Origin of the sequence: Enterobacter sp. 342 (assembly GCF_036663495.1) — a bacterium.
Classification (GTDB): Bacteria; Pseudomonadota; Gammaproteobacteria; order Enterobacterales; family Enterobacteriaceae; genus Enterobacter.
In genome coordinates, this window is sequence record NZ_JAWUEI010000017.1 from 17,876 (window position 1) to 38,066 (window position 20,191).

The window sequence follows — 20,191 nt, forward strand, 5'->3', positions numbered from 1 at the left end:
CAGAACTCCGTAGGGCGGGTAAGCGAAGCGCCACCCGCCACTTAAGTCTCTCAACAGGTATTCACTGTGCTCAACAAACTCTCTCGTCTGCTGGATCAGGCAGGTATTTCGCTCACCGATCACCAGAAAAATCAGCTGGTGGCCTATGTCGATATGCTGAACAAATGGAACAAAGCGTACAACCTGACCTCTGTTCGCGACCCCAACGAGATGCTGATTCGCCATATTCTCGATAGCATTGTGGTTGCGCCGTATCTGAAAGGTGAACGCTTTATCGATGTGGGCACAGGCCCTGGCCTGCCTGGGGTTCCGCTGTCGATTGTCCGTCCTGAGAGCCAGTTCACGCTGCTGGACAGCCTTGGCAAGCGCGTACGCTTTTTACGTCAGGTACAGCATGAGCTGAAGCTTGAGAACATCACGCCCGTACAGAGTAGGGTTGAGGAGTTCCCGGCGGAGCCACCGTTTGATGGTGTTATCAGCCGCGCGTTTGCTTCGCTCAATGATATGGTTAGCTGGTGTAAGCACTTGCCGGCAGAGAGTGGCCGTTTTTATGCGCTGAAAGGTCAGTTACCTGGTGATGAGATTGAACAGCTTTCGGACGGCTTTGCTGTTGAATCCATCGAGAAATTAAATGTTCCTCAGCTCGATGGGGAACGTCACCTGGTGATAATTAAACCAAACAATTTTTAAAAGATTAATAAAAAATGTGGAATTTGTGCTGTTCTTACCATGTTAAAAAACAGCACAACTACCAGGGTTTTATCGGTGACCTTTTAACCGCTTTTTCACTAAGGTTTATCTTCCAGTTAACGTAGCGAATGTTATTCATCGAGAAGATAGTCATCTGTGAAAATATAAGTCTGCTAAAAGTGGGGGGCCGTAACCAGAACGCAATGTTAATTATTTATTAAGAATGTCAATGAAAGGTTTTTATTGTGTACTGGGCTGTTTTGAAAATAGTTACGACATTTTGTGTTTGATTTCATAAAGATAAATTTAAGCGATTTGCGTCTTTGATTAATACAACCTTATCGCAAATGTGTGTTTTGTGATCTTGTGCACGCTTTATTGACAACGTTTTCGCGCTGTTTGCACTTTTGGTCGAAGGTCGATGCTTTCTGAGAAAGTTAAAAAATAGCGGTGGGGAAAAATATTTAAACATTTATTCACCTTTTCGCTACTTAATGTTTGAAATCACGGGTGCGCACCGTATAATTTGACCGCTTTTTGATGCTTGACTCTGAGCCTTAAAGGACGTTTTATACGACACGCGGCATACCTCGAAGGGAGCAGGAGTAAAAACGTGATGTCTGTGTCGCTCTTGAGTAGAAACGTTGCTCGTAAGCTTCTGTTCGTTCAGTTTCTGGCTGTGATAGCAAGTGGACTGCTGTTTAGCCTCAAAGACCCCTTCTGGGGCATCTCCGCCGTGTGCGGGGGTTTGGCGGTTGTGCTGCCAAACGTGTTGTTTATGATTTTTGCCTGGCGTCATCAGGCGCATACACCCGCCAAAGGCCGCGTGGCCTGGTCCTTCGCTCTCGGCGAAGTGTGTAAGGTGTTGCTGACCTTTGCTCTACTGGTGATGGCGCTGGCGGTTTTGAAAGTGGTCTTCATGCCGCTGATAGCTACGTGGGTTTTGGTGCTGGTGGTACAAGTTCTGGCTCCAGCTGTAATCAATAACAAAGGGTAAAAGGCATCATGGCTTCAGAAAATATGACGCCGCAGGATTACATAGGTCACCATCTGAATAACCTTCAGCTGGACCTGCGTACATTCTCGCTGGTGGATCCACATAACCCCCCGGCCACCTTCTGGACGATCAACATCGACTCCATGTTCTTCTCGGTGGTTTTGGGTCTTCTGTTCCTGGCCATGTTCCGCGGTGTTGCTAAAAGAGCGACCAGCGGTGTTCCAGGGAAATTCCAGACGTTCATCGAAATGATCATCGGCTTCGTCCATGGCAGCGTCAAAGACATGTACCATGGCAAGAGCAAGCTGATTGCTCCGCTGGCCCTGACCGTGTTCGTTTGGGTCTTCCTGATGAACCTGATGGACCTTCTGCCTATCGATTTCATTCCGTGGATTGGCGAACACGTCCTCGGTCTGCCTGCACTGCGTGTTGTACCGTCTGCTGACGTGAATATCACCCTGTCGATGGCGCTGGGCGTGTTTATCCTGATTCTTTTCTACAGCATCAAAATGAAAGGCGTAAGCGGCTTTGTGAAAGAGCTTACCTTGCAGCCGTTCAACCACTGGGCGTTTATTCCGGTCAACCTGATCCTGGAAGGCGTTAGCCTGCTGTCCAAACCTGTTTCACTGGGTCTGCGACTGTTCGGCAACATGTATGCGGGTGAGCTGATTTTCATTCTGATCGCGGGTCTTCTGCCGTGGTGGTCACAGTGGATTCTTAATGTGCCTTGGGCCATTTTCCACATCCTGATCATTACGCTGCAAGCCTTTATCTTCATGGTTCTGACGATTGTCTATCTGTCGATGGCGTCTGAAGAGCACTGATTTTTTACCAACACTACTACGTTTTAATTGAAACAAACTGGAGACTGTCATGGAAAACCTGAATATGGATCTGCTGTACATGGCTGCCGCTGTGATGATGGGTCTGGCGGCTATCGGTGCTGCGATCGGTATCGGCATCCTCGGGGGCAAATTCCTGGAAGGCGCTGCGCGTCAACCTGATCTGATTCCTCTGCTGCGTACTCAGTTCTTTATCGTTATGGGTCTGGTGGATGCTATCCCAATGATCGCTGTAGGTCTGGGTCTGTACGTGATGTTTGCTGTCGCGTAGTAGTTGTTTTAAAACCCTAAGCCACAGAAATTAAAGAGGTATTGTGCTGTGAACATGAACGCAACAATCCTCGGCCAGGCCATCGCGTTTATTCTCTTTGTCTGGTTCTGCATGAAGTATGTATGGCCGCCTTTAATGGCTGCCATCGAAAAACGTCAGAAAGAAATTGCTGACGGTCTGGCTTCTGCAGAACGCGCTAAGAAAGATTTGGACCTTGCACAGGCCAACGCGACAGACCAGCTGAAAAAAGCGAAAGCGGAAGCTCAGGTCATCATCGAACAGGCTAACAAACGCCGTTCGCAGATCCTGGACGAAGCCAAAGCTGAAGCAGAACAGGAACGTACTAAGATCGTGACACAGGCTCAGGCTGAAATTGAAGCTGAGCGTAAACGTGCTCGTGAAGAACTGCGTAAGCAGGTTGCGATTCTGGCTGTTGCTGGCGCCGAGAAGATCATCGAACGTTCCGTGGATGAAGCTGCTAACAGCGACATCGTGGACAAACTTGTCGCTGAACTGTAAGGAGGGAGGGGCTGATGTCTGAATTTGTTACGGTAGCTCGCCCCTACGCCAAAGCAGCTTTTGACTTTGCTATCGAACACCAAAATGTCGATCGCTGGCAGAATATGCTGGCGTTTGCCGCTGAGGTGACGAAAAACGAACAAATGGCCGAGTTGCTTTCCGGTGCGTTAGCACCTGAAACTCTCGCCGCGTCGTTTATCGCCGTGTGCGGAGAGCAACTGGATGCCAACGGCCAGAACCTGATTAAGGTTATGGCAGAAAATGGTCGTCTCCGTGTGCTCCCGGATGTTCTCGAGCAGTTTGAGCACTTACGTGCCCTTAGTGAAGCTACTGCAGAAGTTGAAGTCACTTCTGCAACTGAACTGAGTAATGAACAGCTTGCGAAAATTACCGCCGCGATGGAAAAACGTCTGTCACGCAAAGTTAAGCTGAATTGCAAAATCGATAAGTCTGTAATGGCAGGCGTAATCATCCGTTCGGGTGATATGGTCATTGATGGCAGCGTACGCGGCCGTCTTGAGCGCCTTGCAGACGTCTTGCAGTCTTAAGGGGACTGGAGCATGCAACTGAATTCCACCGAAATCAGCGAACTGATCAAGCAGCGCATTGCTCAGTTCAATGTTGTGAGCGAAGCTCACAATGAAGGTACTATTGTTTCTGTAAGTGACGGTGTTATCCGCATTCACGGCCTGGCCGATTGTATGCAGGGTGAGATGATTTCCCTCCCGGGTAACCGTTACGCTATCGCACTGAACCTGGAGCGCGACTCCGTAGGTGCAGTTGTGATGGGTCCATACGCTGACCTCGCCGAAGGCATGAAGGTTAAGTGTACTGGCCGTATTCTGGAAGTTCCGGTTGGCCGTGGCCTGCTGGGTCGCGTTGTTAACACCCTGGGTGCGCCAATCGACGGTAAAGGTCCGGTTGAGCACGATGGCTTCTCCCCAATCGAAGTTATCGCACCAGGTGTTATCGATCGTCAGTCCGTAGATCAGCCTGTTCAGACAGGTTATAAGTCCGTTGATGCCATGATCCCAATCGGTCGTGGTCAGCGTGAACTGATCATCGGTGACCGTCAGACCGGTAAAACCGCGATGGCTATCGACGCCATCATCAACCAGCGTGATTCCGGCATCAAATGTGTGTACGTGGCTATTGGCCAGAAAGCGTCCACCATTTCTAACGTGGTTCGTAAACTGGAAGAGCACGGCGCACTGGCTAACACCATTGTTGTTGTTGCAACTGCTTCCGAATCTGCTGCACTGCAATACCTGGCGCCATACGCGGGTTGCGCAATGGGCGAATACTTCCGTGACCGCGGTGAAGATGCACTGATCGTATACGATGACCTGTCTAAACAGGCTGTTGCTTATCGTCAGGTTTCCCTGCTGCTCCGTCGTCCACCTGGACGTGAAGCGTTCCCTGGCGACGTATTCTACCTCCACTCTCGTCTGCTGGAGCGTGCTTCCCGCGTTAACGCGGAATACGTCGAGAACTTCACCAAAGGTGAAGTGAAGGGTAAAACGGGCTCTCTGACCGCACTGCCGATCATTGAAACCCAGGCGGGTGACGTTTCTGCGTTCGTTCCGACCAACGTAATTTCCATTACCGATGGTCAGATCTTCCTGGAAACCAACCTGTTTAACTCCGGTATTCGTCCGGCGGTTAACCCGGGTATCTCCGTATCCCGTGTTGGTGGTGCTGCTCAGACCAAGATCATCAAGAAACTGTCCGGTGGTATCCGTACCGCGCTGGCACAGTATCGTGAACTGGCTGCGTTCTCTCAGTTCGCATCTGATCTGGACGAAGCAACCCGTAAACAGCTGAGCCACGGTCAGAAAGTGACCGAGCTGCTGAAGCAGAAACAGTACGCACCAATGTCTGTTGCTCAGCAGGGCCTGGTACTGTTCGCGGCTGAACGCGGTTACCTCGAAGATGTGGAACTGGCGAAAATCGGTAGCTTCGAAGCCGCTCTGCTGGCTTACGTCGACCGTGATCACGCTCCGCTGATGCAAGAGATCAACCAGACCGGTGGCTATAACGACGAAATCGAAGGCAAGCTGAAAGCTATCCTCGATTCCTTCAAAGCAACCCAATCCTGGTAATCGTCCGGCGGCTTGTCTCAGGACAAGCCGCCTGGCATTGAGGAGAAGCTCATGGCCGGCGCAAAAGAGATACGTAGTAAGATCGCAAGCGTCCAGAACACGCAAAAGATCACTAAAGCGATGGAGATGGTCGCCGCTTCCAAAATGCGTAAATCGCAGGATCGCATGGCGGCCAGCCGTCCTTATGCAGAAACCATGCGCAAAGTGATTGGTCACCTTGCAAACGGTAATCTGGAATATAAGCACCCTTACCTGGAAGAACGCGACGTTAAACGCGTGGGCTACCTGGTGGTGTCGACCGACCGTGGTCTGTGTGGCGGCTTGAACATTAATCTGTTCAAAAAACTGCTGGCGGATATGAAAGCATGGTCTGAAAAAGGCGTTCAGTGCGATATCGCAATGATCGGCTCTAAAGGCGTCTCTTTCTTTAACTCCGTTGGTGGCAACATTGTCGCTCAGGTGACCGGTATGGGTGATAACCCGTCCCTGTCAGAACTGATCGGCCCGGTTAAAGTGATGTTGCAGGCTTATGATGAAGGCCGTCTGGACAGACTGTACGTTGTCAGCAACAAATTCATTAACACCATGTCTCAGGTTCCAACGCTCACTCAGATGCTGCCTTTACCGGCATCAGAAGATGATGAGCTGAAGCACAAAGCCTGGGATTACCTGTATGAACCCGATCCGAAACCGCTGCTGGATACCCTGCTGCGTCGTTACGTTGAATCTCAGGTTTATCAGGGCGTTGTAGAAAACCTGGCCAGCGAGCAGGCCGCACGAATGGTGGCGATGAAAGCCGCGACCGATAATGGCGGCAGCCTGATTAAAGAGCTGCAGTTGGTTTACAACAAAGCTCGTCAGGCCAGCATTACTCAGGAACTCACCGAGATCGTCTCGGGGGCCGCCGCGGTTTAACCAGGTTTACGAATTACGTAGAGGATTCAAGATGGCTACTGGAAAGATTGTCCAGGTAATCGGCGCCGTGGTGGACGTCGAGTTCCCTCAGGACGCCGTACCACGCGTGTACGACGCGCTTGAGGTACAGAATGGTAACGAGAGCCTGGTGCTGGAAGTTCAGCAGCAGCTCGGCGGCGGTATCGTGCGTACCATCGCGATGGGTTCTTCCGACGGTCTGCGTCGTGGTCTGGAAGTTAAAGACCTTGAGCACCCGATCGAAGTCCCGGTAGGTAAAGCAACTCTGGGTCGTATCATGAACGTATTGGGTCAACCAATCGACATGAAAGGCGACATCGGTGAAGAAGAGCGTTGGGCTATCCACCGCGCGGCACCTTCCTACGAAGAGCTGTCCAGCTCTCAGGAACTGCTGGAAACCGGCATCAAAGTTATCGACCTGATGTGTCCGTTTGCGAAGGGCGGTAAAGTTGGTCTGTTCGGTGGTGCGGGTGTAGGTAAAACCGTAAACATGATGGAGCTGATCCGTAACATCGCGATCGAGCACTCCGGTTACTCCGTATTTGCGGGCGTAGGTGAACGTACTCGTGAGGGTAACGACTTCTACCACGAAATGACCGACTCCAACGTTCTGGACAAAGTATCCCTGGTTTACGGCCAGATGAACGAGCCACCAGGAAACCGTCTGCGCGTTGCGCTGACTGGTCTGACTATGGCTGAGAAGTTCCGTGACGAAGGCCGTGACGTTCTGCTGTTCGTCGATAACATCTACCGTTACACCCTGGCCGGTACAGAAGTATCTGCACTTCTGGGTCGTATGCCTTCAGCGGTAGGTTATCAGCCGACTCTGGCGGAAGAGATGGGTGTTCTTCAGGAACGTATCACCTCTACCAAAACCGGTTCTATCACCTCCGTTCAGGCGGTATACGTACCTGCGGATGACTTGACTGACCCATCACCAGCAACCACCTTTGCGCACCTTGATGCAACCGTGGTACTGAGCCGTCAGATCGCGTCTCTGGGTATCTACCCAGCCGTTGACCCGCTGGACTCCACCAGCCGTCAGCTGGATCCACTGGTTGTTGGTCAGGAACACTACGACACCGCGCGTGGCGTACAGTCCCTGCTGCAACGTTACCAGGAACTGAAAGACATCATCGCCATCCTGGGTATGGATGAATTGTCTGAAGAAGACAAACTGGTGGTAGCACGTGCGCGTAAGATCCAGCGCTTCCTGTCCCAGCCATTCTTCGTTGCGGAAGTATTCACCGGTTCTCCAGGTAAATACGTTTCCCTGAAAGACACCATCCGTGGCTTTAAAGGCATCATGGAAGGCGAATACGATCACCTGCCAGAGCAGGCGTTCTACATGGTTGGTTCCATCGAAGAAGCAGTGGAAAAAGCCAAAAAACTTTAACGCCTTAATCGGAGGGTGATATGGCAATGACTTACCACCTGGACGTCGTCAGTGCAGAGCAACAAATGTTCTCTGGTCTGGTCGAGAAAATCCAGGTAACGGGTAGTGAAGGTGAGCTGGGTATTTTCCCGGGTCACGCACCGCTGCTCACCGCCATTAAGCCTGGTATGATCCGCATCGTTAAACAGTTCGGTCACGAAGAGTTTATCTATCTGTCCGGCGGCATTCTTGAAGTGCAGCCTGGCAGTGTGACCGTTCTGGCCGATACCGCTATTCGTGGCCAGGATCTCGACGAAGCGCGAGCCCTGGAATCGAAGCGTAAGGCTGAAGAGCACATTAGCAGCTCTCATGGTGACGTGGATTACGCTCAGGCGTCTGCGGAGCTGGCCAAAGCGATCGCGAAACTGCGCGTTATCGAGTTGACCAAAAAAGCGATGTAACACCGGCTTGAAAAGCACAAAAGCCAGTCTGGGATCCAGGCTGGCTTTTTTTTTCGGCCTTAATTCATGATTAAAAAGATGTAGAATTTTAAGCACCAAACGTTTTTACTTCTCACTCAAACTACTGTCAGGATGCGTATGTCAAACAGTGCGATGAGCGTGGTGATCCTTGCTGCTGGCAAAGGTACCCGCATGTATTCCGATCTGCCTAAAGTGCTTCACACGCTGGCAGGAAAGCCAATGGTGCAGCATGTCATTGATGCAGCAAATGAACTGGGTGCCCGTCAGGTTCACCTGGTCTACGGCCACGGCGGCGATCTGCTTAAAAAGACGCTGAGCGATGATAAGCTCAACTGGGTGCTTCAGGCAGAACAGTTGGGTACTGGCCATGCAATGCAGCAGGCTGCCCCGTTTTTTGCCGATGACGAAGACATTCTGATGCTCTACGGCGATGTTCCGCTGATCTCCGTTGAAACACTAACTCGCCTGCGTGAAGCCAAACCGCAGGGCGGCATCGGTTTGTTAACCGTCGTGCTGGATGATCCAACCGGTTATGGCCGCATCACCCGTGAAAACGGCAACGTAACGGGGATTGTTGAACACAAAGATGCCAGCGACGAACAACGCCAGATTCAGGAGATCAACACCGGTATCCTGATTGCCAATGGCGCGGATATGAAGCGCTGGTTGTCGAAGCTCAATAACAACAATGCGCAAGGTGAATACTACATCACCGACATCATTGCGATGGCATATCAGGAAGGACGTGAGATTGCGGCGGTACATCCGGCACGCATTAGCGAAACCGAAGGGGTGAATAACCGCCTTCAGCTTTCCCGTCTGGAGCGCGTATATCAGTCTAAACAGGCCGAAAAACTGCTGCTGGCAGGCGTGATGCTGCGTGACCCGGCGCGTTTCGATCTACGTGGCACTCTATCTCACGGTCGTGACGTTGAAATTGATACTAACGTTATCTTTGAAGGCAAAGTCACTCTGGGCAATCGCGTCAAAATTGGCGCTGGCTGCGTGATCAAAAACAGCGTCATCGGTGACGATTGCGAAATCAGCCCTTACAGCGTGGTGGAAGATGCGCATCTGGAAGCGGCATGCACCATTGGGCCGTTTGCGCGTCTGCGCCCGGGCGCTGAGTTGATGGAAGGGGCTCACGTGGGCAACTTCGTTGAGATGAAAAAAGCGCGTCTGGGTAAAGGCTCTAAAGCCGGTCATTTGACCTATCTGGGCGATGCGGAAATTGGTGATAACGTCAATATTGGTGCAGGCACAATCACCTGCAACTATGACGGTGCCAACAAGTTTAAAACCATTATCGGTGATGATGTGTTTGTCGGTTCCGATACACAACTGGTGGCTCCGGTTACCGTGGGCAACGGGGTAACGATTGCCGCCGGGACAACCGTTACGCGCGATATCGCCGATAACGAGCTGGTATTAAGCCGTGTGCCACAGGTGCACAAGCAGGGCTGGAAACGCCCGGTGAAGAAAAAGTAACGGATTTACCCTCGCCCCTTTGGGGAGAGGGCCGGGGTGAGGGGATAACATAATCCTCCCCCCACAAGCAGTACCCATAAAAATAACCCCACTCTCTACAAGGCTCGGGGCGCCCGGAAAGGGCAAATACAGGTCAGCGACAACGCAGGCGTTATGCCTAAATTCGGAATCTAAAACTATGTGTGGAATTGTTGGCGCAGTTGCGCAGCGTGATATTGCTGAAATCCTTCTCGAAGGTTTACGTCGTCTGGAATACCGTGGCTATGACTCTGCTGGTCTGGCCGTGGTCGATGCAGAAGGTCATATGACCCGTCTGCGTCGTCTCGGTAAAGTGCAGATGCTGGCCCAGGCCGCGGAAGAACACCCGCTGCATGGTGGTACCGGTATTGCTCACACCCGCTGGGCGACACACGGCGAACCGTCTGAAGGCAACGCGCACCCGCATGTGTCTGAACACATCGTGGTCGTGCACAACGGCATTATCGAAAACCACGAACCGCTGCGCGAAGAGCTGAAAGCGCGCGGCTATACCTTCGTCTCTGAAACCGACACCGAAGTGATTGCTCACCTGGTGCACTGGGAGCTGGAGCAGGGCGGTACACTGCGTGACGCAGTACTGCGTGCTATCCCTCAGCTGCGCGGTGCGTACGGCACGGTGATCATGGACTCACGCGATCCATCCACGTTGCTGGCCGCACGTTCCGGTAGCCCGATGGTTATCGGTCTGGGCATGGGTGAAAACTTTATCGCCTCTGACCAGCTTGCGCTCCTGCCAGTTACCCGTCGCTTTATCTTCCTGGAAGAGGGTGATATTGCGGAAGTGACTCGCCGCAGCGTGACCGTATTCGATACCAAAGGCGAGCAGGTGAAACGCCAGGAGATCGAATCTAACCTGCAGTACGACGCGGGCGACAAAGGCGCTTACCGTCACTACATGCAGAAAGAGATTTACGAGCAGCCAAACGCCATCAAAAACACTCTTACCGGGCGCATCAGCCACGGTGAGGTGGATCTGAGCGAGTTGGGTGCAAACGCGAACGAACTGCTCAGCAAGGTTGAGCATATTCAGATCGTGGCCTGCGGTACCTCCTACAACTCCGGTATGGTTTCTCGTTACTGGTTTGAATCCCTGGCGGGCGTGCCGTGTGATGTGGAAATCGCGTCTGAATTCCGCTACCGCAAATCCGCTGTACGTCGTAACAGCCTGATGATCACCCTTTCCCAGTCTGGTGAAACGGCGGATACGCTGGCGGCGCTGCGTCTGTCTAAAGAGTTGGGCTACCTTGGCTCTCTGGCCATCTGTAACGTCCCGGGCTCATCGCTGGTGCGTGAATCCGATCTGGCGCTGATGACCAAAGCGGGTACCGAAATTGGCGTGGCTTCCACTAAAGCGTTTACCACTCAGCTGACCGTTCTGTTAATGCTGGTGGCGAAACTGGCACGTCTGAAAGGCGAAGATGCGTCTGTTGAGCATGACATCGTTCATGGCCTGCAGGCACTGCCGAGCCGTATTGAGCAGATGCTGTCCCAGGACAAACGCATTGAAGCACTGGCGGAAGATTTCTCTGACAAACACCACGCGCTGTTCCTTGGCCGTGGCGATCAGTATCCAATCGCGCTGGAAGGCGCGCTGAAGCTGAAAGAGATCTCCTACATTCACGCAGAAGCCTATGCGGCAGGCGAGCTGAAACACGGCCCACTGGCGCTGATTGACGCCGATATGCCGGTCATCGTTGTGGCACCTAACAACGAACTGCTGGAAAAACTGAAATCTAACATTGAAGAAGTGCGCGCCCGCGGTGGTGTTCTGTACGTCTTCGCCGACAAAGATGCCGGTTTTGTCAGCAATGACAACATGCACATCATCGAGATGCCGCATGTGGAAGAGGTGATTGCACCGATCTTCTACACCGTTCCGCTGCAGTTGCTGGCTTATCACGTTGCGCTGATCAAAGGCACCGACGTTGACCAGCCGCGTAACCTGGCGAAGTCTGTCACCGTAGAATAATCCCTTCAGGCTCCACCTTCGGGTGGAGCTTTTCTATCCCGCCTGGTTTGTTTTTAATCAACTCTTTTGCGTTTTTATTTATGACAATCTGTCATCTTCAGCTACTTTTTTCAGTGTCACATAAAGAAAATATTTCTGAAAACGTCTTGTCATAAAAGTGGCTAACACGATGAAAATTAAGCTTTCTTTTGCTGGTTTTTAAGTGAAATTTTCATTGTCATAAAACTGTCATAATTCGTACATTTATCTGTCACCTGTTTGTCCTATTTTGCTCATCGTAGCCACTAAACAACGATTTACGAAAATCTTGCAGGAGACATTATGAAAGTTATGCGTACCACTGTCGCAACTGTTGTCGCCGCGACCTTATCTCTGAGCGCGTTCTCTGTATTTGCAGAAGCAAGCCTGACTGGCGCTGGTGCAACCTTCCCTGCGCCGGTGTATGCCAAATGGGCGGATACCTACCAGAAAGAAACCGGTAACAAGGTTAACTATCAGGGTATCGGCTCCTCCGGTGGCGTTAAACAAATTACCGCTAATACCGTTGATTTCGGTGCATCAGACGCTCCGTTGTCTGATGACAAACTGGCACAGGAAGGTCTGTTCCAGTTCCCGACCGTGATCGGCGGTGTGGTTCTGGCCATCAACTTGCCGGGCGTGAAGTCTGGTGAACTGGTGCTGGACGGCAAAACCCTGGGTGACATCTACCTGGGTAAAATCAAAAAATGGGATGACGAGGCGATTGCCAAACTCAACCCAGGCCTGAAACTGCCTTCTCAGAACATCGCTGTGGTTCGCCGCGCTGATGGTTCTGGTACCTCTTTCGTGTTCACCAGCTATCTGGCGAAAGTGAACGAAGAGTGGAAATCTAAAGTCGGTTCTGGCTCTACCGTTAACTGGCCAACCGGTCTGGGTGGTAAAGGCAACGATGGCATCGCCGCGTTCGTACAGCGTCTGCCAGGCTCTATCGGTTACGTAGAATACGCCTACGCTAAACAGAACAACCTGTCCTACACCAAACTGGTTTCTGCTGATGGCAAACCTGTCAGCCCGACCGAAGAGAACTTTGCCAACGCTGCAAAAGGCGCTGACTGGAGCAAATCTTTCGCTCAGGACCTGACTAACCAGAAAGGCGAAGGTGCATGGCCAATCACCTCTACCACCTTCATCCTGGTTCACAAAGAGCAGAAGAAACCTGAGCAGGGCGCCGAAGTGCTGAAGTTCTTCGACTGGGCGTACAAAAACGGCGGCAAACAGGCTAATGCCCTGGATTACGCTACCCTGCCAGAAAACGTGGTTGAGCAGATTCGTGCTGCATGGAAAACCAACGTAAAAGACAGCAGCGGTAAAGCATTGTATTAATTTAGCATTCTGACGAAAATGGCGGGTGGCGCTTGCGCTTACCCGCCGATTTCGTAAACGCGTTTAACAGAAGAGTGATTTATGGCTGCAACCAAGCCTGCATTTAACCCTCCGGGTAAAAAAGGTGACATGATTTTCAGCGCGCTGGTAAAACTGGCTGCGCTGATTGTGCTATTGCTGCTGGGCGGCATTATCGTGTCTCTGATTTTCTCCTCCTGGCCGAGCATCCAGAAATTCGGTTTCTCCTTCCTGTGGACCAAAGAGTGGGACGCGCCGAACGATATATACGGTGCGCTGGTGCCGATTTACGGCACGCTGGTGACCTCGTTCATCGCCCTGCTGATCGCGGTTCCCGTCAGTTTTGGTATTGCCCTGTTTCTGACGGAACTGGCACCGGGCTGGCTGCGTCGCCCACTGGGTATTGCCATCGAACTGTTGGCGGCCATTCCGAGTATCGTTTACGGCATGTGGGGCCTGTTTATCTTTGCGCCGCTGTTCGCAACGTACTTCCAGGAACCCGTGGGTAATGTACTTTCTGCCATCCCGTTTGTGGGTGCCTTGTTCTCTGGCCCGGCTTTCGGTATCGGTATTCTGGCTGCAGGTGTGATCCTCGCCATTATGATTATTCCGTACATTGCGGCGGTCATGCGCGATGTCTTCGAACAAACGCCGGTGATGATGAAAGAGTCGGCCTACGGTATCGGCTGTACCACCTGGGAAGTTATCTGGCGCATTGTCCTTCCGTTCACCAAAAATGGGGTGATTGGTGGCGTGATGCTGGGTCTGGGACGTGCGCTGGGTGAAACCATGGCGGTGACCTTTATCATCGGTAACACCTACCAGCTCGACAGCGCATCGCTCTTCATGCCGGGTAACAGTATTACCTCTGCACTGGCGAATGAATTTGCTGAGGCGGAATCCGGTCTGCACGTCGCGGCGTTGATGGAGTTGGGTCTGATTCTGTTCGTGATCACCTTTATTGTTCTGGCGATCTCCAAGCTGATGATTATGCGCCTCGCTAAAAATGAGGGGGCACGCTAATGGCAACTCTCGAAATGCAAGCTACCGCTGAACTGGCGGAATCCCGCCGCAAAATGCAGGCCCGACGCCGTTTTAAAAACCGTATCGCGCTGACACTCTCAATGGGAACCATGGCATTTGGCCTGTTCTGGCTGGTCTGGATCCTCTTCTCGACGGTCGTGCGCGGGATTGACGGGATGTCGCTGGCGCTGTTTACCGAAATGACGCCACCGCCAAATACGGCGGGTGGTGGTCTGGCGAATGCCCTGGCAGGTAGCGGATTGCTGATCCTGTGGGCAACAGTATTTGGTACGCCGCTGGGTATAATGGCAGGCATCTATCTTGCGGAGTACGGACGTAAATCCTGGCTGGCGGAAGTCATTCGTTTCATCAATGACATCCTGCTTTCAGCCCCGTCTATCGTGGTGGGTCTGTTTGTTTACACCGTCGTGGTGGCGCAGATGGAACACTTCTCCGGCTGGGCGGGTGTGATTGCGCTGGCGCTGTTGCAGGTACCTATCGTCATTCGTACTACCGAGAACATGCTGAAACTGGTGCCGGACAGCCTGCGTGAAGCGGCTTATGCACTGGGAACGCCGAAATGGAAAATGATCTCTGCGATTACGCTGAAAGCGTCAGTCTCCGGGATCATGACCGGTATTTTGCTGGCGGTTGCGCGTATCGCGGGTGAAACGGCTCCGCTGCTGTTTACCTCCCTCTCCAACCAGTTCTGGAGCACGGACATGATGCAGCCGATCGCTAACCTGCCGGTGACGATCTTTAAATTTGCGATGAGCCCATTCGCGGAATGGCAGCAACTGGCCTGGGCCGGGGTGCTGATCATTACCCTTTGCGTACTGTTGCTGAACATTCTGGCGCGCGTCATTTTCGCGAAGAAGAAACACGGTTAATTTTTTACGGCGCGGCAGCTCGCGGCGCCGAATGAGGAAATGAGTCAATGAGTATGGTTGATACTGCCCCGGGTAAGATTCAGGTTCGTGATTTGAACTTCTACTACGGCAAATTCCATGCCCTGAAGAATATCAACCTGGATATTGCGAAGAACCAGGTTACGGCATTCATCGGTCCGTCTGGCTGTGGTAAATCCACGCTGCTGCGTACCTTTAATAAAATGTATTCGCTCTATCCGGAGCAGCGCGCTGAAGGTGAAATTATCCTGGACGGCGAAAACATTCTGACCCAGGCTCAGGATATTGCCCTGCTGCGCGCAAAAGTGGGGATGGTGTTCCAGAAACCCACGCCGTTCCCGATGTCCATTTATGACAATATTGCGTTTGGTGTCCGTCTGTTTGAAAAGCTCTCACGTGCCGATATGGACGAGCGTGTGCAATGGGCTTTGACCAAGGCCGCATTATGGAACGAAACCAAAGATAAGTTGCACCAGAGCGGGTACTCTCTTTCCGGTGGTCAGCAGCAGCGTCTGTGCATTGCGCGTGGTATCGCCATTCGCCCGGAAGTGTTGCTGTTGGATGAGCCGTGTTCTGCGCTGGACCCAATCTCAACCGGTCGTATTGAAGAGTTGATCACCGAGCTGAAGCAGGATTACACCGTGGTTATCGTGACCCACAACATGCAGCAGGCTGCGCGTTGTTCCGATTACACGGCGTTTATGTACCTGGGCGAGTTGATTGAGTTCAGCGATACGGATGCGCTGTTCACCAGACCCGCTAAAAAGCAAACTGAAGATTATATTACTGGCCGCTACGGTTGATTTGGAGTGAACCATGGACAACCTTAATCTTAATAAACACATTTCAGGCCAGTTCAACGCAGAGCTGGAAAGCATTCGCACGCAGGTCATGACCATGGGTGGCATGGTTGAGCAGCAGCTTTCCGATGCGATCACGGCAATGCACAACCAGGACAGCGAGCTGGCGAAGCGCGTCATTGAAGGTGACAAAAACGTCAACATGATGGAAGTCGCTATCGACGAGGCCTGCGTTCGTATCATCGCCAAGCGTCAGCCAACAGCGAGTGACCTGCGCCTGGTGATGGCGATTATCAAAACCATCGCCGAGCTGGAACGTATTGGTGACGTTGCGGATAAAATCTGCCGCACCGCGCTGGAGAAGTTCTCTCAGCAGCACCAGCCACTGCTGGTGAGCCTGGAGTCGCTGGGTCGCCACACCGTGCAGATGCTGCATGACGTGCTGGATGCCTTTGCGCGTATGGATCTGGACGAAGCGGTACGTATTTACCGTGAAGACAAGAAAGTCGACCAGGAATACGAAGGCATCGTGCGTCAGTTGATGACCTACATGATGGAAGATTCACGTACGATCCCAAGCGTACTGACTGCCCTGTTCTGCGCGCGCTCCATTGAGCGTATCGGTGACCGCTGCCAGAACATTTGCGAATACATTTTCTACTTCGTGAAAGGTCAGGACTTCCGTCACGTGGGCGGCGACGAGCTGGACAAGCTGCTGGCGGGTAAAGATCCGAAAGAGTGATGTTTGTGGCGGGTGGCGCTAGCGCTTACCCGCCCTACGTTAACTTAACGCGTAATATCCCACCCGCGCGCCTTCCACAATGCTGGCAACTGCGCCAGATCGGTAAAGGTCGTCACTTTTGGATGATCGATCGGTTTGTTGTGCGGATCGGCGCAGAAGTAAAACACTTCCATTCCCGCATCAATTCCTGACTGCGCGCCCGCCGACGAGTCATCCACCAGAATGCAATTTTCTACATTAACGTTCATCGCGTTTGCCGCATGGAACATCAGCGCCGGATCGGGCTTCCAGCGTTGAATATCGTAGCCGCTGAACAGTTTTTCCGGGAAATGATGCAACATTTCCAGTTTCCCCAGTGAGTGCTGCATTTTGCTGACCGGACCATTGGATACCACGCAGATTGGCACCGTCATCGCATCCAGAAGCGCATTCGCCCCGGCGATGACCTCCAGCTCGGAATCGAACAGGCGTGCAACCTCAGCGCGGTAAACCGGCTCGAGATCTCCTTTCGGCAGATCCACACCGTGCTCGTCGTTAATGATGTCGATGATCTCGTACAGTTTCACGCCCTTAAAGCGTTTGAACACCTCTTCGAGATCGAGCGTAATACCAAATTCCTGGAACATGGCGACATACGCACGGGAACAAATGACCTCACTGTCGACAAGCGTACCGTCGCAGTCGAAAAATACCGCCTCAATTCCGGACATGTCTTTCCCTTTTAACAAGTTTAACGTTTACGTGGTGTGGTTTTACGACACGCAATCGTTGCCGTATAAGCAAATTCAATGAAAAAAAGTACCCTACAACCGCCCTTATTGTCGCATTTTGGTATAGGATAGCGACGAATTTTCCCTCCTTGTTCGGAAATTGATGATGAGTCAACAACACACTACCCAGGCATCTGGTCAGGGTCTGCTTGAGCGCGTGTTTAAACTGCGCGAGCACGGCACAACGGCACGCACCGAAGTGATCGCCGGTTTCACCACCTTCCTGACGATGGTCTATATCGTTTTTGTTAACCCACAAATTCTGGGCGTTGCTGGCATGGATACCAGCGCCGTCTTCGTGACTACCTGTCTGATCGCGGCTCTTGGCAGCATCCTGATGGGCGTGTTCGCTAACCTGCCGGTTGCACTGGCACCGGCGATGGGTCTGAACGCATTCTTTGCGTTCGTGGTCGTTCAGGCGATGGGCCTGCCGTGGCAAGTTGGCATGGGCGCTATCTTCTGGGGCGCTATTGGTCTGCTGTTGCTGACTATTTTCCGCGTACGTTACTGGATGATTGCCAACATTCCTGTGAGCCTGCGCGTGGGCATTACCAGTGGTATCGGTCTGTTCATCGGTATGATGGGGCTGAAAAACGCCGGCGTTATTGTGGCTAACCCGGATACGCTGGTGAGCATCGGTCACCTGACCTCTCACAACGTGCTGCTGGGCGTGTTGGGCTTTTTCATTATCGCGATCCTGGCTTCCCGCAATATTCATGCGGCGGTGCTGGTATCCATCGTGGTGACCACGCTGCTGGGCTGGCTGCTGGGTGACGTTCACTACAACGGTATCGTTTCTGCGCCACCGAGTGTTTCCACCGTTATTGGTCACGTTGATCTGGCTGGTTCCCTGAACCTGGGCCTGGCGGGCGTGATTTTCTCCTTTATGCTGGTAAACCTGTTCGACTCCTCCGGCACCCTGATTGGCGTGACCGACAAAGCAGGTCTGGCCGATGAGAAAGGCAAATTCCCGCGCATGAAGCAGGCACTGTTTGTTGACAGCATCTCGTCTGTTGCTGGCTCCTTTATCGGTACCTCTTCTGTTACTGCTTATATTGAATCCTCTTCCGGTGTTTCAGTGGGCGGCCGTACTGGTCTGACGGCGGTCGTGGTAGGTATCCTGTTCCTGCTGGTGATCTTCCTTTCGCCGCTGGCGGGAATGGTTCCTCCGTATGCAGCAGCCGGTGCGCTGATCTACGTAGGTGTGCTGATGACCTCCAGCCTGTCACGCGTGAAGTGGGATGATTTAACCGAAGCGGTGCCGGCGTTTATTACCGCCGTGATGATGCCGTTCAGCTTCTCGATTACCGAAGGTATCGCGCTGGGCTTTATCTCTTACTGCGTAATGAAAATTGGTACCGGTCGCTTCCGTGATCTCAGCCCGTGCGTCATCGTTGTCGCGCTGCTGTTTGTGCTGAAGATTGTGTTTATTGACGCGAAATAAACATGTTTGCACCCTCTCCCGTGGGAGAGGGCCAGGGTGAGGGCATCAGGCCGCAATAAGCTTACGCCTTCACCCGCTTAATATAATCGCCAAACGCAGTCAGCTGGCCAGACAGATGGTCACGCGTGCTTTGATCCACCACCTCACCCGTCTGCGGGTCGACCTTGTTCTGAATCACACCGCCCATAAACTCCGGCTTGTTCATTACCATCGCATCCAGGAACACCAGAATCTGGCGCAGGTGATACTGGCAGCGCGCACCGCCAATGGCACCCATAGAACTGGTCTGGATCAGCACGGGTTTACCTGAAAGAGGCTGCTCAGGGATGCGGGATAACCAGTCAATGGCATTTTTCAGACCGCCAGGAACGGAGTAGTTATACTCTGGTGTGACAATAACCACACCATCGGCCTGACGGATTTGCGCCGCCAGTGCCTCAACGCTGTGTGGGAATCCTTCTTCCTGCTGGACATCTGCATCATAGAGCGGAATGTCACCAATAGATGGCAGGGCACTAATCTCCATACCTGCCGGTGCCAGCTGTGGCAACGTGCGGGCAACCATCCCGTTAAATGAACCTTTGCGCAGGCTTCCCAGTAACGTAACTACTTTCAACGTATCAGACATGATTACTCCTGTTTCATCATGATGACCCTGAATGGATCAGCTAAGGGTGTATGCTTTTTCTGCCGGTAAACTGGTTAAACGCATCAGGCGTGCGGCGGGCTCGTTGGCGCGCTCGGGCACATCAGGAAGGCTACGCCATCCCTGTTGACTGTCAAATTCCCAGATTTTCATGCGTTCGATAGCGGGGGTAACCGCAATGGACCAAATTAGGACATCCTCTGCGTCACTGAGCGCTTCTACCAGCGTGGCTTGGGTGGCACGAAGTCGTCCGGAACCTGGCAGCAGCTGCAGCATACTGGCGTCGTCTGAGGCGCATCCACAGAGCTTTCGAATGCTCTGGCGCAGGGTGATGAGCTGGGCTCTGGCCTCGATGGGATCGTTCTGGTTACGCACCCACAGCTTTTCATTGCTGGAGAGTGGGTAATCATCGTGTGGGTTCGCGCCGTGAATGCCCCGGGTTGCGCGCTGTAGTTCCATATCCAGCCCACAATCCCCTTCGGTGGTGAGTGCTACCCCAATGATATTGCCCGTATAGGCAATGGAAAAACGGGGGAGATCCGGGTTAGCAAAAACCGGACGGCCTTCAGGTTGGATGATGATATCCGGCAGTTCACTGGTGCCGTACAACATAAACAACAGCTCTGCGAGAAGCGCTCTGGACGCTAAAAAACGCGTCCTGCGGTGTTCCGGTAGTTTGCGTGCTTCATTGTGACAGGCTGAAGAAATTCTGGCCGATACGAGGCGTCCTTCTGTAAGTATCCCTCTTGCAAAGTGCGTTGCCATTTTTCG

The 20,191-nt window shown here is 52.5% G+C and carries 21 protein-coding genes; 18 read left to right on the forward strand and 3 right to left on the reverse strand.

Annotated elements, in window-relative coordinates:
• Positions 1–66 precede the first annotated feature (66 nt).
• From rsmG to phoU, 17 genes are all read left to right on the forward strand, one after another.
• The gene (gene rsmG / locus V6E55_RS14725; protein WP_316943192.1) at positions 67–690 is read left to right on the forward strand and encodes a 16S rRNA (guanine(527)-N(7))-methyltransferase RsmG; all 624 of its coding nucleotides are present in this window, start codon (positions 67–69) and stop codon (positions 688–690) included.
• A gap of 616 nt (positions 691–1,306) precedes the next feature.
• Positions 1,307–1,687: a F0F1 ATP synthase subunit I gene (gene atpI / locus V6E55_RS14730; protein ID WP_023333920.1), complete on the forward strand. Its 381-nt coding sequence runs from the start codon at positions 1,307–1,309 to the stop codon at positions 1,685–1,687.
• Positions 1,688–1,695: 8 nt separating this feature from the next.
• The gene (atpB, locus tag V6E55_RS14735) at positions 1,696–2,511 is read left to right on the forward strand and encodes a F0F1 ATP synthase subunit A (protein ID WP_129994687.1); all 816 of its coding nucleotides are present in this window, start codon (positions 1,696–1,698) and stop codon (positions 2,509–2,511) included.
• A gap of 49 nt (positions 2,512–2,560) precedes the next feature.
• Positions 2,561–2,800, forward strand: a complete 240-nt coding sequence (atpE, locus tag V6E55_RS14740) for a F0F1 ATP synthase subunit C (protein ID WP_000429386.1) — start codon at positions 2,561–2,563, stop codon at positions 2,798–2,800.
• Positions 2,801–2,848: 48 nt separating this feature from the next.
• Complete coding sequence (gene atpF, locus V6E55_RS14745; protein ID WP_003862370.1) at positions 2,849–3,319, forward strand: F0F1 ATP synthase subunit B; 471 nt, start codon at positions 2,849–2,851, stop codon at positions 3,317–3,319.
• A 14-nt stretch (positions 3,320–3,333) separates the two neighbouring features.
• Entirely contained in the window at positions 3,334–3,867 is a 534-nt protein-coding gene (gene atpH / locus V6E55_RS14750) for a F0F1 ATP synthase subunit delta (RefSeq protein WP_028017763.1), read from the forward strand.
• 12 nt (positions 3,868–3,879) lie between these two features.
• A complete protein-coding gene (atpA, locus tag V6E55_RS14755) occupies positions 3,880–5,421 on the forward strand; it encodes a F0F1 ATP synthase subunit alpha (protein ID WP_028017764.1) in 1,542 nt (513 codons plus the stop codon).
• A 51-nt stretch (positions 5,422–5,472) separates the two neighbouring features.
• Positions 5,473–6,336, forward strand: coding sequence for a F0F1 ATP synthase subunit gamma (atpG, locus tag V6E55_RS14760; RefSeq protein ID WP_023333921.1), 864 nt, complete (start codon positions 5,473–5,475; stop codon positions 6,334–6,336).
• Between the two features lie 31 nt (positions 6,337–6,367).
• Positions 6,368–7,750 (forward strand): F0F1 ATP synthase subunit beta, encoded by a 1,383-nt coding sequence (gene atpD / locus V6E55_RS14765; protein ID WP_003862362.1) that lies wholly within the window; start codon positions 6,368–6,370, stop codon positions 7,748–7,750.
• Positions 7,751–7,770: 20 nt separating this feature from the next.
• On the forward strand, positions 7,771–8,190 hold the full coding sequence (locus V6E55_RS14770; protein WP_006177560.1) for a F0F1 ATP synthase subunit epsilon: 420 nt from the start codon (positions 7,771–7,773) through the stop codon (positions 8,188–8,190).
• A gap of 138 nt (positions 8,191–8,328) precedes the next feature.
• Positions 8,329–9,699, forward strand: coding sequence for a bifunctional UDP-N-acetylglucosamine diphosphorylase/glucosamine-1-phosphate N-acetyltransferase GlmU (glmU, locus tag V6E55_RS14775; RefSeq protein ID WP_316943194.1), 1,371 nt, complete (start codon positions 8,329–8,331; stop codon positions 9,697–9,699).
• Between the two features lie 178 nt (positions 9,700–9,877).
• Positions 9,878–11,707 (forward strand): glutamine--fructose-6-phosphate transaminase (isomerizing), encoded by a 1,830-nt coding sequence (glmS, locus tag V6E55_RS14780; RefSeq protein WP_048990817.1) that lies wholly within the window; start codon positions 9,878–9,880, stop codon positions 11,705–11,707.
• Positions 11,708–12,028: 321 nt separating this feature from the next.
• Positions 12,029–13,069, forward strand: a complete 1,041-nt coding sequence (gene pstS / locus V6E55_RS14785) for a phosphate ABC transporter substrate-binding protein PstS (RefSeq protein ID WP_028017767.1) — start codon at positions 12,029–12,031, stop codon at positions 13,067–13,069.
• An 81-nt stretch (positions 13,070–13,150) separates the two neighbouring features.
• Entirely contained in the window at positions 13,151–14,110 is a 960-nt protein-coding gene (pstC, locus tag V6E55_RS14790) for a phosphate ABC transporter permease PstC (protein ID WP_028017768.1), read from the forward strand.
• Entirely contained in the window at positions 14,110–15,000 is an 891-nt protein-coding gene (gene pstA / locus V6E55_RS14795) for a phosphate ABC transporter permease PstA (RefSeq protein WP_028017769.1), read from the forward strand. The genes pstC and pstA overlap by 1 nt, the downstream gene beginning before the upstream one ends.
• A 47-nt stretch (positions 15,001–15,047) precedes the next feature.
• Positions 15,048–15,821 carry a phosphate ABC transporter ATP-binding protein PstB gene (pstB, locus tag V6E55_RS14800; RefSeq protein ID WP_049007093.1) on the forward strand — a complete coding sequence of 258 codons (774 nt, stop codon included), beginning with the start codon at positions 15,048–15,050 and terminating at the stop codon, positions 15,819–15,821.
• A 13-nt stretch (positions 15,822–15,834) separates the two neighbouring features.
• Positions 15,835–16,560, forward strand: a complete 726-nt coding sequence (phoU, locus tag V6E55_RS14805) for a phosphate signaling complex protein PhoU (RefSeq protein ID WP_008500182.1) — start codon at positions 15,835–15,837, stop codon at positions 16,558–16,560.
• A 44-nt stretch (positions 16,561–16,604) separates the two neighbouring features.
• On the opposite strand, the gene yieH is transcribed toward phoU, so the two are convergent.
• Positions 16,605–17,270, reverse strand: coding sequence for a 6-phosphogluconate phosphatase (gene yieH / locus V6E55_RS14810; protein ID WP_129994685.1), 666 nt, complete (start codon positions 17,268–17,270; stop codon positions 16,605–16,607).
• A 166-nt stretch (positions 17,271–17,436) separates the two neighbouring features.
• On the opposite strand from yieH, the gene adeP reads away from it, so the two are divergent.
• On the forward strand, positions 17,437–18,774 hold the full coding sequence (gene adeP, locus V6E55_RS14815; RefSeq protein WP_028017772.1) for an adenine permease AdeP: 1,338 nt from the start codon (positions 17,437–17,439) through the stop codon (positions 18,772–18,774).
• Between the two features lie 61 nt (positions 18,775–18,835).
• On the opposite strand, the gene V6E55_RS14820 is transcribed toward adeP, so the two are convergent.
• Together V6E55_RS14820 and V6E55_RS14825 are read right to left on the reverse strand one after the other, a co-directional pair.
• On the reverse strand, positions 18,836–19,402 hold the full coding sequence (locus tag V6E55_RS14820) for an NADPH-dependent FMN reductase (protein WP_114979042.1): 567 nt from the start codon (positions 19,400–19,402) through the stop codon (positions 18,836–18,838).
• Positions 19,403–19,438: 36 nt separating this feature from the next.
• Positions 19,439–20,185 (reverse strand): 4'-phosphopantetheinyl transferase family protein, encoded by a 747-nt coding sequence (locus V6E55_RS14825; protein ID WP_114979041.1) that lies wholly within the window; start codon positions 20,183–20,185, stop codon positions 19,439–19,441.
• Positions 20,186–20,191: the final 6 nt, after the last annotated feature.

Excerpts from the sequence above, each read along its gene's own strand:
- atpI (WP_023333920.1), top strand. The coding sequence starts at position 1,307 with ATGTCTGTGTCGCTCTTGAGTAGAAACGTTGCTCGTAAGCTTCTGTTC.
- atpB (WP_129994687.1), top strand. The coding sequence starts at position 1,696 with ATGGCTTCAGAAAATATGACGCCGCAGGATTACATAGGTCACCATCTG.
- atpE (WP_000429386.1), top strand. The coding sequence starts at position 2,561 with ATGGAAAACCTGAATATGGATCTGCTGTACATGGCTGCCGCTGTGATG.
- atpH (WP_028017763.1), top strand. The coding sequence starts at position 3,334 with ATGTCTGAATTTGTTACGGTAGCTCGCCCCTACGCCAAAGCAGCTTTT.
- atpA (WP_028017764.1), top strand. The coding sequence starts at position 3,880 with ATGCAACTGAATTCCACCGAAATCAGCGAACTGATCAAGCAGCGCATT.
- atpG (WP_023333921.1), top strand. The coding sequence starts at position 5,473 with ATGGCCGGCGCAAAAGAGATACGTAGTAAGATCGCAAGCGTCCAGAAC.
- atpD (WP_003862362.1), top strand. The coding sequence starts at position 6,368 with ATGGCTACTGGAAAGATTGTCCAGGTAATCGGCGCCGTGGTGGACGTC.
- V6E55_RS14770 (WP_006177560.1), top strand. The coding sequence starts at position 7,771 with ATGGCAATGACTTACCACCTGGACGTCGTCAGTGCAGAGCAACAAATG.
- glmU (WP_316943194.1), top strand. The coding sequence starts at position 8,329 with ATGTCAAACAGTGCGATGAGCGTGGTGATCCTTGCTGCTGGCAAAGGT.
- glmS (WP_048990817.1), top strand. The coding sequence starts at position 9,878 with ATGTGTGGAATTGTTGGCGCAGTTGCGCAGCGTGATATTGCTGAAATC.
- pstS (WP_028017767.1), top strand. The coding sequence starts at position 12,029 with ATGAAAGTTATGCGTACCACTGTCGCAACTGTTGTCGCCGCGACCTTA.
- pstC (WP_028017768.1), top strand. The coding sequence starts at position 13,151 with ATGGCTGCAACCAAGCCTGCATTTAACCCTCCGGGTAAAAAAGGTGAC.
- pstA (WP_028017769.1), top strand. The coding sequence starts at position 14,110 with ATGGCAACTCTCGAAATGCAAGCTACCGCTGAACTGGCGGAATCCCGC.
- pstB (WP_049007093.1), top strand. The coding sequence starts at position 15,048 with ATGAGTATGGTTGATACTGCCCCGGGTAAGATTCAGGTTCGTGATTTG.
- phoU (WP_008500182.1), top strand. The coding sequence starts at position 15,835 with ATGGACAACCTTAATCTTAATAAACACATTTCAGGCCAGTTCAACGCA.
- yieH (WP_129994685.1), bottom strand. The coding sequence starts at position 17,270 with ATGTCCGGAATTGAGGCGGTATTTTTCGACTGCGACGGTACGCTTGTC.
- adeP (WP_028017772.1), top strand. The coding sequence starts at position 17,437 with ATGAGTCAACAACACACTACCCAGGCATCTGGTCAGGGTCTGCTTGAG.
- V6E55_RS14820 (WP_114979042.1), bottom strand. The coding sequence starts at position 19,402 with ATGTCTGATACGTTGAAAGTAGTTACGTTACTGGGAAGCCTGCGCAAA.
- V6E55_RS14825 (WP_114979041.1), bottom strand. The coding sequence starts at position 20,185 with ATGGCAACGCACTTTGCAAGAGGGATACTTACAGAAGGACGCCTCGTA.